The sequence below is a fragment of the Pedobacter psychrotolerans genome (assembly GCF_004340665.1).
Taxonomy (GTDB): Bacteria; Bacteroidota; Bacteroidia; order Sphingobacteriales; family Sphingobacteriaceae; genus Pedobacter; species Pedobacter psychrotolerans.
Genome location: NZ_SLWO01000001.1, coordinates 14,974 through 28,465, shown reverse-complemented (window position 1 = coordinate 28,465; position 13,492 = coordinate 14,974). Strand labels below are relative to the sequence as shown.

The window sequence follows — 13,492 nt, the reverse complement described above, 5'->3', positions numbered from 1 at the left end:
ACCCTACCTATGAAAGTTGATATTGAAAAAAGTGAGTTTCTTGATGAGATGATTGAGCAATGGCAAAACGATGGCTTAATTAATGAGGATACAGGCATCAAGCTTCGGCAAAGTTATGAAGCTAAAAATTTCGATTGGTTAAGGCTCGCTCAGTATGCATTTTGGGTGGCGCTGGCTTGTGGCTTTATTGCTTTAGGATCGCTCTTAATTGACAATTCTATCCTTAACTATCTCAAACGCGTTTATAACACACCAAATATTGTTATTGCACTTGTATCCGCAGGGATTGCTGGCTGGCTTTATATATTGGGTTTCCGAAGAAAGAAAAAACTGCATAATCTCAGATTTAGCAATGAAGCAATTGTATTTTCGGCCATTTTACTTACTGCGAATGCCATTGCCTATTTTGGAAAATCGCTGGATAATGGCTCCGGAAATTTCACCATCCTGATTTTAATCTCTGTATTTATTTACGGCGGACTTGGTTACTTTTTCAACTCAAAGTTGATCTGGATATTTGCATTAATATCGTTAGGCGCCTGGTTTGGTACAGAAACAGGTTATCTCAGCCGCTGGAATTACTATTTTTTGGGCATGAATTATCCCCTCAGATTTGTAGTTTTTGGAGCAGTTTTAACAGCAGCTTCATTCATCATGAAAGCCTTACCTAAAACCAGGCAATTTTTTCAAGTCACCTATATTGCAGGAATGGTTTATTTATTCATTTCACTCTGGGCCCTTTCGGTTTTTGGCAATTTTGCCAGTTTAGAAAAATGGTATGCCGTTCGGCAATTAAGTCTATTCTACTGGGCCTTAATTTCTGCTGCAGTCTGTGTAGCCAGTACCTTATTTGGATTAAAATACCGCGATGACGTTGCAAGAGAGTTTGGCATTACATTTTTATTTATCAACCTGTACACCCGTTACTTTGAATATTTCTGGGATAGCTGGCACAAAGCATTATTTTTTTCTGTTTTGGCTGCATCGTTTTGGCTTATTGGTAGAAAGGCAGAAAAGATTTGGAATGTAGAATTTTTGAAGTAATGCTTCCTTTGTACTTTTATTAGGATTTAGCCAGATGCATCATGGAAATTAATAATCAAAATTTGTATAAAAAGGTAATTGAACTACTTAATCAAGCCAGGCAAAGCGTAGTTCAAACCATTAATAATACAATGGCCATGACTTACTTTGAAATTGGTAAAATGATTGTAGAAGAAGAGCAAAATGGCAATGAAAAAGCAGAGTATGGCAAACGTGTTTTAAAGGAGCTTTCAAAAAAGTTAGTCACCGAATTTGGCAAAGGTTTTTCAGAAACTAATTTATAGCAAATGCGGCAATTTTATATCAATTACTCAATTCGTCAGACACCGTCTGACGAATTCAAACTTACCTGGTCGCACTATCTTAAACTAATGAGGATAGCTGATATAAATGAGCGCAATTTTTACGAAATAGAAGCAATAAAAAACAACTGGAGCTTACGAGAGTTACAACGTCAATATGATTCGGCTTTGTATACACGTTTAGCCTTAAGCAAAAATAAGGAAGAAGTGATTTCCCTTGGCCAAAGAGGTCAAATTATTGAAAAGAACAAAGATTTAATAAAAGACCCTTACATTTTAGAATTTTTAGGGCTGCCAGATAAAAGCTTCTACTCTGAAAGTGATTTAGAGCAAAAACTGATCGACAAATTAGAACACTTTCTGCTAGAGTTGGGTAATGGGTTTACATTTGTAGCCCGCCAAAAAAGAATAACCTTTGATGAACGTCACTTCAAAGTAGATTTGGTTTTTTATAATAGGATATTGAAATGTTTTGTATTAATAGACTTAAAAATTGGGGAATTAAAACATCAGGATATCGGCCAGATGCAGATGTATGTGAATTATTTCGATAGAGAAGTAAAGCTTGATGACGAAAACAAAACCATAGGAATTATCCTCTGCCAGGATAAAAGTGAATCTGTTGTTAGATACACATTACCAGAGAATAACGAACAAATTTTTGCAAGTAAATACTTAACCGTATTGCCTAGTGAGAAAGATTTTATCAAAATTATCAAGAATTCATAAACGGGACTACCTTATTGATTAGTGTTAGAAGGAATAACCTACAACAAAACAATCAATTGCTTCACAATCAAATAAACAGCCAGCACATATAAAAATATGGCAATAGATTTATTAATAATCAGGCTACTCAAGGCAAACTTTTCCTGAATGAAAGTAGCAAAGTGAGCATACACATACAAAGCACCTGCAGACCCAAAACCTGAACCAATAGCAAAAATAATCAGCGATAAATAATCAGTTTTAATCCACTCGTGCAGGATTACATAATTACCAAAAAATAGCCAAAAAGGGATTTGAACAGGATTTAATACCCCTAATATTAATCCATAAAGTACACTCCCACTTCGTTTGTCATCCTTTTTACTACTGGTTTTCGGAACTTTTTTGCGGTTGATCCAAGTAATGGTTCCCATCACAATAAACATGAGAATCATAAAACAATCAACCAAAGTACCTAACCTTACTTCACTTACCGCCTCATTAGGATTAATATCACTCATGGCCCACCGGGCAAAACGCATCATCCCGAAGGTAAAGAATATCTCAACACAAGAAAACGAAAAGATAAAATACCAAACCTGCCGCATCCCTTTATTAATGGTGAGCTGTGCAACAGTTAAATTAATGTTGCCCGGGGGAATATAGCCCATGGCGTTAAGAAGGATGCCTAAAATAAAGGTTAGAAAAAGCATTGCCGAAATTATGGATTTAAATTTAAATGCGATGCTAAATATTTACCCGTATAAGAATTTTTCTCTTTTGCCAGGTCTTCAGGTATACCTTCAAATACCAACTGTCCGCCTCCATCACCACCTTCAGGGCCGATATCAATTACCCAATCGGCACATTTAATCATGTCCATGTTGTGCTCAATAACTAAAATGGTATTGCCTTGCTCTATTAAAGTATTGAGTGCCTTTAATAGTTTTTTGATATCATGAAAGTGCAACCCAGTGGTTGGCTCATCAAAAATGAATAATGTTTTATTTGCATTATTACCTTTAATTAAAAATGATGCAAGCTTAATCCTTTGCGCTTCTCCACCTGATAAGGTATTTGAAGATTGTCCTAAATGCACGTAGCCTAAACCGACATCAACCAACGGATTCAATTTATTCAAAATCTTCTGCTCATCCTTAAAGAAATCAACCGCTTCATCAATGGTCATATCCAGAATTTCAGAAACGTTTTTTTCTTTATAGGTTACATCTAAAACCTGCTGCTTAAATCGCTTCCCGCTACAAGCCTCACATGGCAAATAAATATCTGCCATAAATTGCATCTCAATCTTCACCTCGCCTTCACCCTGACAAACATCACAGCGGCCACCTTCTACATTAAAAGAAAATGCAGCTGGCTTTAGTCCTGCTGCTTTGGCTGCTGCCTGATTAGAAAACAATGCACGAACATCATCCCAGGCTTTAACATAAGTAACCGGATTTGAACGGCTGGATCTTCCTATTGGATTTTGATCCACCATTTCTACTGCACTAACCAAATCTACATTTCCAAAAATCCCATCATATGCGCCCGTTTGCTCACCTGCATAATTGCCTATTGCTTTTTGTAATGCCGGGTAAAGAATTTTTTTTACTAAACTTGTTTTTCCTGATCCTGAAACGCCACTCACCGTAGTAAAAACGCCCAGAGGAAACTTAACATCAATATTCTGAAGATTATTTTCCCTGGCTCCTTTAATCAGGACATGATCTTTCCATTTACGCCTCTTTTCTGGTATAGCAATTTTTTCAATACCCGCTAAATATCGTCCGGTTAAGCTATTTTTATCTTTTAGAATTTCTTCATAATTACCACTGAATACCAGGTTACCACCATGGGTACCTGCTTCAGGACCAATATCAATAATATAATCAGCCGCACGCATCATTTCTTCTTCGTGTTCTACTACGATAACTGTATTACCTACATTTCTTAAGGATATTAAAACCTCAATTAATTTATTGGTATCACGAGGATGAAGTCCAATACTCGGCTCATCCAAAACATAAATAGATCCCACTAAACTACTCCCTAAAGAGGTAGCCAGGTTAATTCTTTGAGACTCACCACCAGATAGCGTATTGGATAATCTATTCAGCGTTAAATAACCCAAACCCACATTATTTAAGTATAAGAAACGATTATCAATCTCGGCTAATAAACGTTTGGCAATTTTTGCATCATTTACGCCAAGCTTCAAATCATTAAAAAATACCAATGCCTTCGATAAAGGCATTAAAACAATATCAATAATGGATTTTTCAGCAATTTTCACATAAGACGCATCTTTACGTAAACGCGATCCTTTACAATCCGGGCAGGTCGTTTTTCCACGGTAGCGTGACAACATTACCCGGTACTGAATTTTATAAGTTTGCTCTTCAAGCTCTTTGAAAAAGGCATCAAGTCCGGAGAAATATTTATTACCAGTCCATAACAAGCGCTGTTCCTTAGCTGTTAACTGACTAAAAGACCGATGAATAGGAAAATCAAATTTTGGTGCTACCTTAATAAAATTTTGCAACCAAACGTTCATTTTCTCTCCCCTCCAAGGTGCAATGGCATTGTCGTAAACACTTTTACTTTTATCAGGAATTACCAAATCCTCATCAATACCAATTACATTTCCGTAGCCTTCACAACGCTTACAGGCGCCATATGGATTATTAAACGAGAAAAAATTAGGCGTTGGTTCTTCAAAACGAATTCCATCCAGTTCAAAGCGATCGCTGAAGTGCTTGGTTTTTCCTTCAGCCTCCACATAACAATCACCTTTACCTTCAAAAAAGGCTGTTTGTGCCGAATCAGCTAGTCGGCTTAAAGTTTCCTCTTCCTGATTAGTTACCAATCGATCAATTAGAATCTGTACCGTTTTATCATCAGTTAATTCAGCATCTTTAAAGTCAGCATCATCCAGTACGGCTTCAATTTTCAATACTTTACCACCAATCAATACCCTCAAAAATCCCTTTTGCAATAAAATGGCTAGTTCCTCTTTAATGGTTCTGTTATTGTGCGGGTAAAGCGGACAAAAGATAGTGACTGTAGTATCCTCAGGCAATTCACCTACATAATCAACAACCGAACTCACAGAGTCCTTTTTTACTTCCTTGCCAGATACCGGAGATATTGTTTTTCCAATACGAGAGAACAGCAATTTCAAATAATCATAAATTTCTGTTGAAGTACCTACCGTAGAACGGGGATTGGAAGTAATTACCTTTTGTTCTATGGCAATGGCAGGAGCAATACCTTTAATATAATCCACATCGGGTTTATTCATCCTCCCCATAAACTGACGGGCATAGGATGACAAACTCTCTACATAACGGCGCTGACCTTCAGCATATAACGTATCAAATGCTAGCGAAGATTTTCCCGAACCAGACATCCCTGTAACCACCACCAACTTGTTTTTTGGAATGGCAACATCGATATTTTTAAGGTTGTGCACACGGGCACCTTTAATGATTATGTTTTTATGCGGATCTTTTTCGGCCTCTTTTTTGCTCATGTATTGTTAAGAATATATTATGAAAACCCCAGAAAGTAATTTGGGTTTTAAGATGATACAAAAATAGGGTACTGAGATGGTTAATTTATTTTTTAACATTTTATTTTTTGCATTTTGGTAAAAAATAACTTTCTTTGGATATTAACAACCTCAAAACCAAACTAACACATTCAAAAAACATAGGAGATAAGCTATAGAAATTAAACATCTACAAATTAATTTTTAGCAAACAGTACGGGATTTAGTGTAGGTAAACCTATGAATTTACAATCATATAACGATCAGGACCTTGTAAAGGTATATATTGCCGGGAACGAGAATGGATTGCAGGAACTTTTACGAAGACATAAAAGTAAGATTTATACATCCATTTATTTATTGGTTAAAGACCAATATCTGGCGGAAGATATTTTTCAAGATACTTTTATTAAGGTAATCAATACGCTGCGATCAGGAAGATATAACGAAGAAGGTAAATTTTTACCTTGGGTAATGCGTATTGCACATAACCTGGTTATCGATTATTTCAGGAAAGAAAAAAGAACACCAATCATCACCAGTTCTGATGGAATGGATGTATTCAATATGCTACACTTTTATGACGAAAGTGCAGAAGAAAAAATGCTCCGCGATCAAACTCATAAAGATTTAAAGGAAATGATTCATTTATTGCCTGATGAGCAGAAAGAAGTGCTTCTAATGCGCCATTATGCAGATTTAAGTTTTAAAGAAATTGCTGATTTAACTGATGTTAGCATTAATACAGCATTAGGTCGTATGAGATATGCCTTAAGCAACCTTCGTAAAATGCTTAAAACAAAAGAAATGACATACAAAGGGTAGCGTAAAAGTTACAAAAATTGTATGAGGCTTTAAAATAAAGTATCTGAAGTACCGTTAAGTTTATAAACTTATCACATTTAGTTGCTTATGACAAAAACCTCTACATCAAACACCAGTGTAAATTCACCAATGCAAAACATGTTTCAGCTAAAAACTGACATTGAATCTGATACAGAACTAGACTTATTTTATGATCAAATAAAAGGTAAGTTAGATCGGTTAGCTAAAGATCCTCAAGATGAAACCATCAGGAAGATATTAGCTTACAGTAAAATAAAGTAAGAATTTACATTTGCTAAAAAGGGCTTTCTACAAGTGTAGAAAGCCCTTTTTCATTTTTATGGAATCTATAAATCTCTAAAATATTCACCTTATTTTTAACGATAGGTGCCTGTTTAAGATGTCTCGAATTTTACAATTGAAAAAACAAAAAGCCCTACCTTTGCATAGTGTAATTTTAACACTAAGTACAAATGAATAAAAATCTTCTTCCACTCACTTTAGGTGGTTTGGGTATCGGAATAACGGAGTTTGTAATGATGGGATTGCTGCCTGATATTGCAAAAGCTTTAACAGTGACCATACCAAAAGCTGGCCATCTGATTTCTGCATATGCATTGGGCGTTGTAATAGGCGCACCACTTCTCATAATAATTGCGGGCAAATACCCACCTAAAAAGATACTTATTGCCTTGATGGTAATGTTTACAGCATTCAATGCTTTTTCTGCATTTGCGCCTACATTTAATACTTTATTTATTGCCAGGTTACTTTCCGGTTTACCTCATGGTGCCTTCTTTGGTGTAGGTTCTGTAGTGGCCAGTCGCATTGCACAAAAAGGAAAGGAAGCACAAGCCGTTTCTTTGATGTTTATGGGTTTAACCATTGCCAATATTATTGGCGTTCCACTAGGCACATATATCGGTCATAATTTTTCCTGGAGGATCTCTTTTGCCGTTGTGGTTGCTGTCGGATTGATTACTCTATTGAGTCTTAAGTTATGGTTACCTGCTTTAGAAGCTGCCAAAAACCGCGATTTAAAAGCAGAGCTTAGTTTCTTCAAAAAAAGAGAAGCCTGGATTCTCATTACGATGATTTCCATTGGGACTGGCGGTTTATTTACTTGGTACAGTTACATCGCACCCTTGATGACCGAAGTCGCGGGATTTTCAGCAGAAGCCGTTACCTACATCTTAATGCTTGCAGGTTTAGGAATGATGGCAGGCAATTATATCGGAGGAGTATTAGCCGATAAATATTCGCCAGCTAAAGCATCAGCAGCACTATTAATAGCTATGGTGGTTACATTAACCATTGTACATTTTGTATCTGCCAATCAAATACTGGCACTGATTATGACTTTTATTACCGGAGCAGTTGCTTTTTCTCTGGCGGCACCTATTCAAATGTTGATGATCCAATCCGCTAAAGGTTCTGAAATGCTTGCGGCATCTGCCAGCCAGGCCAGTTTCAACATTGGAAATGCACTTGGAGCATTTTTTGGCGGCTTACCTTTGGTATATGGCTTTGATTATACCTCTCCAGCTTACGTTGGCGCTGCGATGGCTTTAATAGGTGCATTTTTTGCCTTCTGGCTGATTAAAAGTAACCAGGAAACTCCAAAACCAAATAAGGTTCCTGCTACTGCTTTTCATTAATTTTAAACAATGGAAATTATTGAATGATTGAATTCTCTTCCTTCTAAGTAAAAGTAATTTAATCATTCAAGCTACTCATTTCATCATTTTCTTTAATCTATCTCAACAGAATATGCAACTAATAAATAGTTTTAATGATTTTAAGTTTTAAAATTCCAATTTATTAGTGGCATTTTTCTCTTCTGGTTAATATTCCAAAGCCCCCAATTGCAGACCTTTTAAAAGCTTACTTTTATTGAATAATCCAACCTGAAGCCCCCGGCATTTTGATGTCACATTACTTAAGACCCCAACTTGAAGACCTTTATAATCAACGGCACTGTTACCTATTCCTATTTGCAATCCGCTTCCTTTATAAACATCATTAAACATAGAGAACTGCAGCCCATTCTGCTTTTCTACTACATTATCTACAATTGAAATTGAGATTCCATTTGCAGCAAATAAGTATTGACCTATAGCACCAACCGTTATACCATTAACAATACAATCTCCGCAAACAGTTCCAGAGCCAGAAAGATTTAAACCATTTATCTTCTCTGTAAACTTAAGTCCCCTTACCTGAACAAGATCGTCGCCCTCATTTATCGGACTACTAGGAGCAAGTGGTAAGATTAAGCCTAAACCAATCAACTCTAACCTCATCCCATTGGTTAATACATTGGCGTGTTTTTCTTTTAATCCTGAGGCAATTCCGTAAGAAATTCCAGTTATTTTGGCATTAGCCTGATGGAATGTAGCTGCAGGGAAATGTTTTTTTCTATGCTGAGCATAACCTCTTACTTCCAGCAAAAAAGAAATCAATGTTATTATTATAATTCTATTTTTCATCTTTTTATTAATTAGTTTATGACCAAAGATCCCTGATAAAAAATGGACGAATTATCCTATAAAATTAAGCGTGATACCAGTAATATCTTTTAAAGTGATTATTTTTAAATCTGTATCCCTAAAAATTAAAATAGAATGAGTTATTAATTTATAAAACTTAATAAGTGATATATATAACTTAACTTCAATTAATAAATTATTCTCTATGGTAAATCAGCAGGAATTATTTTTCGAAGCTATTAAGTCTGCATTACCCGGGTACCAAAACCTTGCACAAAGCGTAGCCGAGGTTTTAGGAGTAAGTACCAACGAAGCTTATAAGAAAATACGTGGAGACAGCATATTAAACCTTCAGCAGATTGTTTTATTATCAAACAACTTTGGTGTTTCATTTATCTACAAACCAGATCAATTGCCCACGGTAACGTTCGATTATTTAAGCTTAGATCAAGAAATACCGAATATGCTTTTATATTTACAAGACCTGCTTAAAAACTTAAAACAGATCCACCAGAGTAAACATAAGCACATCACCATTACAACGGATGACATTCCCTTGTTCCATTTTTTCAAATATCACGAACTCACTTGTTTTAAATTATTTTTCTGGTCAGACAGTGTTATGAATACCGATGTACAATTCGATCCAGGCATTTTCGGTACCGAAATCATCAACATTTCTAAAGAATTAAACCAACTATACTTAGAAATCCCATGCACAGAAATATGGTCAAAAGATACCGTTCACGGCACAATTGAACAGATTCGTTATGCATTTGAAGCAGGTTACATCACCAAAGAACTTGCAGAACAGATTATTGAACAGGTAAGATACTGCCTGACTGATATGAATATGTATGCCATTAGCAGTAAAAAAACCATCGATCCGAATCATACTTTTAATTGGTACAACTGCGATGTACTGGGAAGCATTTCTTACCTGGTAGATTTTAAAGACCACATGGCCTGTTACAACCGATTTAATACCTTTAACTATTTAAGAACCGAAGACCAAAGCTATTGCAAACAAACTAAACAATGGATGCAGGCACTAATCATGAAATCCGTTTCCTTTAGCGGACAGGGTGAAAAACACCGAAACAAGTACCTCTATAATGCTTTCGCAGAATGCGATAAATTATGGAGAGAAATTGCAAACAGCTAAAACCTCGCTTTTGCATTTAAGATTAAGAATAGCCTGATTACCCACTTTTCTTTGTTTAAATGGCAAGTAAAAGTGTATTACATTTCCATCTTTAATTTGCATTTGCTTATTATATTTGGCCATGCTTAAAAAAGAACGCTATAAACTTTTTGTAGAACATTTTTCCGCCAAACAGCCAGATGCAGAAACGGAGTTACATTACAATAACCCTTATCAGCTGCTTGTAGCAGTAATCCTTTCTGCACAATGTACTGATAAACGCGTGAATATGGTTACTCCGGCCTTGTTTCAACGCTTTCCAAATGCTAAAGCTTTGGCAGAGGTAACCCCAGATATCGTATTTGATTATATCAAAAGTATTAGCTATCCCAACAATAAGGCAAAACACCTGGTTGGCATGGCTAATATTTTAGTTAATGAATTTAATGATATTGTTCCTTCAGGGATAGATGACCTGCAAAAAATGCCAGGTGTAGGTCGCAAAACAGCCAATGTAATTGCTTCAGTGATTTATAATGCTCCGGCTATGGCTGTAGATACACATGTGTTTCGTGTAGCTAACCGATTGGGGCTAACCAATGGTAAAACACCTTTAGCCGTAGAAAAAGATTTAGTTAAAAATTTACCAGAACAAGATATTCATATTGCCCATCACTGGCTGATTTTACATGGCCGATATGTTTGTCTGGCGAGAAAGCCAAAATGTGAAGTATGCGAGATTACCTATATGTGTCGTTATTTTGAGAGATTAACAGCACAAGAAGCGCGTAATCAACTGAAAATAAAAATAATTTAATTTTACTATTGACATTAGCTAAAAAACAATTAACTTAGCTAAATATTTTAGCATTACAAATTATTAACATCAGCATATTTAGCCGACAATTCAATTATATTTACGGAATCAAATCATATAAAAATGGCAAGCGCAAATCCAGATAAATTAAAAGCATTACAGTTAACATTAGATAAATTAGAAAAGTCATATGGTAAAGGAACCATCATGAAACTTGGAGATACCGCTATTGAACCTATAGATTTTATTTCTACCGGTTCAATTAGTTTAGATATCGCTTTAGGTATTGGTGGTATTCCAAAAGGTCGTGTGATTGAAATTTATGGACCAGAATCTTCTGGTAAAACGACTTTGGCTACCCACATTATTGCTGAAGCACAGAAAAAAGGTGGTATCGCTGCATTTATTGATGCAGAACATGCTTTCGATCAGTTTTACGCAAAAAAGCTGGGTGTAGATACTGATAATCTATTAATTTCTCAACCTGATAACGGTGAGCAGGCTTTGGAAATTGCCGATAATTTAATTCGCTCTGGTGCAATTGATGTAATCGTAATTGACTCTGTTGCTGCATTGGTTCCTAAAAGTGAAATTGAAGGTGAAATGGGAGACAGCAAAATGGGTCTACACGCCCGTTTAATGAGTCAGGCATTACGTAAATTAACCGGAACCATTTCAAAAACGGGATGTTGCTGTATTTTCATTAACCAGTTACGTGATAAAATTGGGGTGATGTTTGGTAACCCTGAAACCACAACTGGTGGTAATGCCCTTAAATTTTATGCGTCGGTACGTTTGGATATTCGCAGGATCTCTCAAATTAAAGATTCTGATGAAGTTTCTGGTAACCGCGTTAAAGTTAAAATTGTAAAAAACAAAGTGGCTCCTCCATTCAGAATTGCAGAATTTGACGTAATGTTTGGTGAAGGAATTTCTAAAAATGGTGAGATCGTAGATTTAGGTGTTGATTTTGGCATCATTAAAAAAGCTGGATCTTGGTATTCTTACGGAGATACTAAGTTAGGTCAGGGAAGAGATGCCGTTAAGCAATTATTAAGCGACAACCCTGAACTTGCTGAAGAACTTGAAACAAAAATTAAAGCTGAAGTAACGGGCGAAAACTTACAAGAAAAATAAATAAGTACTCCATACTTATCTTATATAAAACAAAAGCGTCAGGAAATTAAATCCGGACGCTTTTTTGCGTTTTGTAAGAAATTCATCTAAAACCAGAAATGCTAAATTTGCATTAATTACAACGGTTAAAACAGAAATCAGCTTTTATAAATATATGTCGCTGGTGAAATGAAATCGACAATTAATTTTGACTAAAAATTGCGCTAAAATCTTTGGTTACATAAACAATAACCAACAAAGCAGCAATCACTAATCCACCCAGGATAATTACGCCCCAACTTCCTTTCAGTTTATTTTTATCCTTCCTGATCAGGTAATACAAAATACCAATAAGCGGTATCGCACAAACAATCCAAAATACCAATGATGCTCCAGTCATATATAAGATTTTATTATTTCTTTTCTTTTTTTGTATTTACTTAGCCTTCAAACAACTTACCCATCTAACCTTCTAACCACTTAATCTCTCTACTAAAACTCCATCCTCGCCATTGGCGAAACTTCCTGTCCCACAAAATCATTTTTCAAAAACTTGTGATAACCTGCTATTGCAATCATTCCGGCATTATCTGTACAATATTGAAAAGCAGGGATATAAATTTGCCAGCCCAATTCTTCAGCAGTTTCCTGCAATCCATTTCTTAAACCAGAATTTGCAGAAACTCCACCTGCAATGGCAACTTCTTTGATATGATATTGCTTAGCGGCCTTTTTAAGTTTATTTAATAAAATTTGTACAATGCTATGTTGTACAGAGGCACAAATATCATCCAAATTTTCGGCAATAAAGTTTGGATTTTCTTTTTCCTGCTTCCTGATGAAATAAAGAATAGAAGTTTTAAATCCACTAAAACTAAAATTAAGATCCGCAATCTGAGGTTCAGCAAATTTAAAGGCTTTAGGATTACCCAATTTAGCATGTTGATCTATTAATGGACCACCAGGATAGGGTAACTGCAATATTTTTGCAGTTTTATCAAAGGCCTCTCCCGCTGCATCATCAAGGGTTTCACCCACAATTTCCATGTCAAAATAATCCTTAACCAAAACAATCTGCGTATGCCCGCCTGATACAGTTAAGCATAGAAAAGGAAAATTAGGTTTTGGATCATCAATAAAATGCGCCAGTATATGTGCATGCATATGATTGACAGAAATTAAAGGTATATTTAAAGCCAATGCGAAAGATTTTGCAAAGGAAACACCTACTAAAAGTGATCCAAGCAAACCAGGGCCTCTGGTAAAGGCAACTGCATTTATGTCCTGTTTTGTAACCTTTGCATTTTTTATTGCTTGCTCAATAGTTGGTACAATATTTTGTTGATGTACCCTGGATGCCAATTCGGGGATTACACCACCATAATTTTCATGAATTGTTTGGTTTGCAATAACATTGGCCGTAATTTTGCCGTTGTTACATATGGCGACTGAAGTATCATCGCAAGAAGATTCGATAGCAAGTATAACAGACAA

General features: G+C 35.8%; 13 protein-coding genes and 1 pseudogene. 9 read left to right on the top strand and 5 right to left on the bottom strand.

Going from position 1 to position 13,492, the window contains the following annotated elements:
- Positions 1-9: 9 nt before the first annotated feature.
- The 3 genes and pseudogenes from EV200_RS00120 (at position 10) to EV200_RS21940 (ending at position 2,075) form a co-directional block, all read left to right on the top strand.
- Complete coding sequence (locus EV200_RS00120) at positions 10-1,044, top strand: DUF2157 domain-containing protein (protein WP_132528810.1); 1,035 nt, start codon at positions 10-12, stop codon at positions 1,042-1,044.
- A gap of 41 nt (positions 1,045-1,085) precedes the next feature.
- Positions 1,086-1,514, top strand: a pseudogene (locus EV200_RS21945) (DUF1016 N-terminal domain-containing protein); the annotation flags it as partial.
- 39 nt (positions 1,515-1,553) lie between these two features.
- Complete coding sequence (locus EV200_RS21940) at positions 1,554-2,075, top strand: DUF1016 domain-containing protein (protein ID WP_229676880.1); 522 nt, start codon at positions 1,554-1,556, stop codon at positions 2,073-2,075.
- 38 nt (positions 2,076-2,113) lie between these two features.
- Here the strand turns inward: EV200_RS21940 and EV200_RS00110 are convergent, their stop codons facing one another.
- Positions 2,114-2,767, bottom strand: coding sequence for a LysE family transporter (locus EV200_RS00110; RefSeq protein ID WP_132528809.1), 654 nt, complete (start codon positions 2,765-2,767; stop codon positions 2,114-2,116).
- An 8-nt stretch (positions 2,768-2,775) separates the two neighbouring features.
- Complete coding sequence (gene uvrA / locus EV200_RS00105; RefSeq protein ID WP_132528808.1) at positions 2,776-5,589, bottom strand: excinuclease ABC subunit UvrA; 2,814 nt, start codon at positions 5,587-5,589, stop codon at positions 2,776-2,778.
- A gap of 258 nt (positions 5,590-5,847) precedes the next feature.
- Here uvrA and EV200_RS00100 point away from each other — a divergent pair, with 258 nt between their 5' ends.
- The 3 genes from EV200_RS00100 to EV200_RS00090 all read left to right on the top strand — a co-directional run bounded on the left by EV200_RS00100 (position 5,848) and on the right by EV200_RS00090 (position 8,090).
- The gene (locus tag EV200_RS00100) at positions 5,848-6,432 is read left to right on the top strand and encodes an RNA polymerase sigma factor (protein ID WP_132528807.1); all 585 of its coding nucleotides are present in this window, start codon (positions 5,848-5,850) and stop codon (positions 6,430-6,432) included.
- A gap of 87 nt (positions 6,433-6,519) precedes the next feature.
- Positions 6,520-6,714: a hypothetical protein gene (locus tag EV200_RS00095; protein WP_132528806.1), complete on the top strand. Its 195-nt coding sequence runs from the start codon at positions 6,520-6,522 to the stop codon at positions 6,712-6,714.
- A 191-nt stretch (positions 6,715-6,905) separates the two neighbouring features.
- A complete protein-coding gene (locus EV200_RS00090; protein ID WP_132528805.1) occupies positions 6,906-8,090 on the top strand; it encodes an MFS transporter in 1,185 nt (394 codons plus the stop codon).
- 186 nt (positions 8,091-8,276) lie between these two features.
- On the opposite strand, the gene EV200_RS00085 is transcribed toward EV200_RS00090, so the two are convergent.
- Positions 8,277-8,921 (bottom strand): hypothetical protein, encoded by a 645-nt coding sequence (locus EV200_RS00085; RefSeq protein ID WP_132528804.1) that lies wholly within the window; start codon positions 8,919-8,921, stop codon positions 8,277-8,279.
- Positions 8,922-9,126: 205 nt separating this feature from the next.
- Between EV200_RS00085 and EV200_RS00080 the strand changes: the two genes are divergently transcribed.
- The 3 genes from EV200_RS00080 (at position 9,127) to recA (ending at position 12,019) form a co-directional block, all read left to right on the top strand.
- Entirely contained in the window at positions 9,127-10,086 is a 960-nt protein-coding gene (locus EV200_RS00080; RefSeq protein WP_132528803.1) for a hypothetical protein, read from the top strand.
- A 121-nt stretch (positions 10,087-10,207) separates the two neighbouring features.
- Positions 10,208-10,882, top strand: a complete 675-nt coding sequence (nth, locus tag EV200_RS00075; protein ID WP_132528802.1) for an endonuclease III — start codon at positions 10,208-10,210, stop codon at positions 10,880-10,882.
- Positions 10,883-11,005: 123 nt separating this feature from the next.
- On the top strand, positions 11,006-12,019 hold the full coding sequence (gene recA, locus EV200_RS00070) for a recombinase RecA (RefSeq protein ID WP_132528801.1): 1,014 nt from the start codon (positions 11,006-11,008) through the stop codon (positions 12,017-12,019).
- A 181-nt stretch (positions 12,020-12,200) separates the two neighbouring features.
- Here recA and EV200_RS00065 read toward each other — a convergent pair whose 3' ends face one another.
- Both EV200_RS00065 and tsaD read right to left on the bottom strand, forming a co-directional pair.
- Positions 12,201-12,398, bottom strand: a complete 198-nt coding sequence (locus EV200_RS00065; RefSeq protein WP_132528800.1) for a hypothetical protein — start codon at positions 12,396-12,398, stop codon at positions 12,201-12,203.
- Positions 12,399-12,490: 92 nt separating this feature from the next.
- The gene (gene tsaD, locus EV200_RS00060) at positions 12,491-13,492 is read right to left on the bottom strand and encodes a tRNA (adenosine(37)-N6)-threonylcarbamoyltransferase complex transferase subunit TsaD (protein WP_132528799.1); all 1,002 of its coding nucleotides are present in this window, start codon (positions 13,490-13,492) and stop codon (positions 12,491-12,493) included.

Excerpts from the sequence above, each read along its gene's own strand:
- EV200_RS00065 (WP_132528800.1), bottom strand. The coding sequence starts at position 12,398 with ATGACTGGAGCATCATTGGTATTTTGGATTGTTTGTGCGATACCGCTT.
- EV200_RS00095 (WP_132528806.1), top strand. The coding sequence starts at position 6,520 with ATGACAAAAACCTCTACATCAAACACCAGTGTAAATTCACCAATGCAA.
- EV200_RS00085 (WP_132528804.1), bottom strand. The coding sequence starts at position 8,921 with ATGAAAAATAGAATTATAATAATAACATTGATTTCTTTTTTGCTGGAA.
- recA (WP_132528801.1), top strand. The coding sequence starts at position 11,006 with ATGGCAAGCGCAAATCCAGATAAATTAAAAGCATTACAGTTAACATTA.
- EV200_RS00110 (WP_132528809.1), bottom strand. The coding sequence starts at position 2,767 with ATGCTTTTTCTAACCTTTATTTTAGGCATCCTTCTTAACGCCATGGGC.
- EV200_RS00080 (WP_132528803.1), top strand. The coding sequence starts at position 9,127 with ATGGTAAATCAGCAGGAATTATTTTTCGAAGCTATTAAGTCTGCATTA.
- EV200_RS00090 (WP_132528805.1), top strand. The coding sequence starts at position 6,906 with ATGAATAAAAATCTTCTTCCACTCACTTTAGGTGGTTTGGGTATCGGA.
- EV200_RS00100 (WP_132528807.1), top strand. The coding sequence starts at position 5,848 with ATGAATTTACAATCATATAACGATCAGGACCTTGTAAAGGTATATATT.
- nth (WP_132528802.1), top strand. The coding sequence starts at position 10,208 with ATGCTTAAAAAAGAACGCTATAAACTTTTTGTAGAACATTTTTCCGCC.
- EV200_RS00120 (WP_132528810.1), top strand. The coding sequence starts at position 10 with ATGAAAGTTGATATTGAAAAAAGTGAGTTTCTTGATGAGATGATTGAG.
- uvrA (WP_132528808.1), bottom strand. The coding sequence starts at position 5,589 with ATGAGCAAAAAAGAGGCCGAAAAAGATCCGCATAAAAACATAATCATT.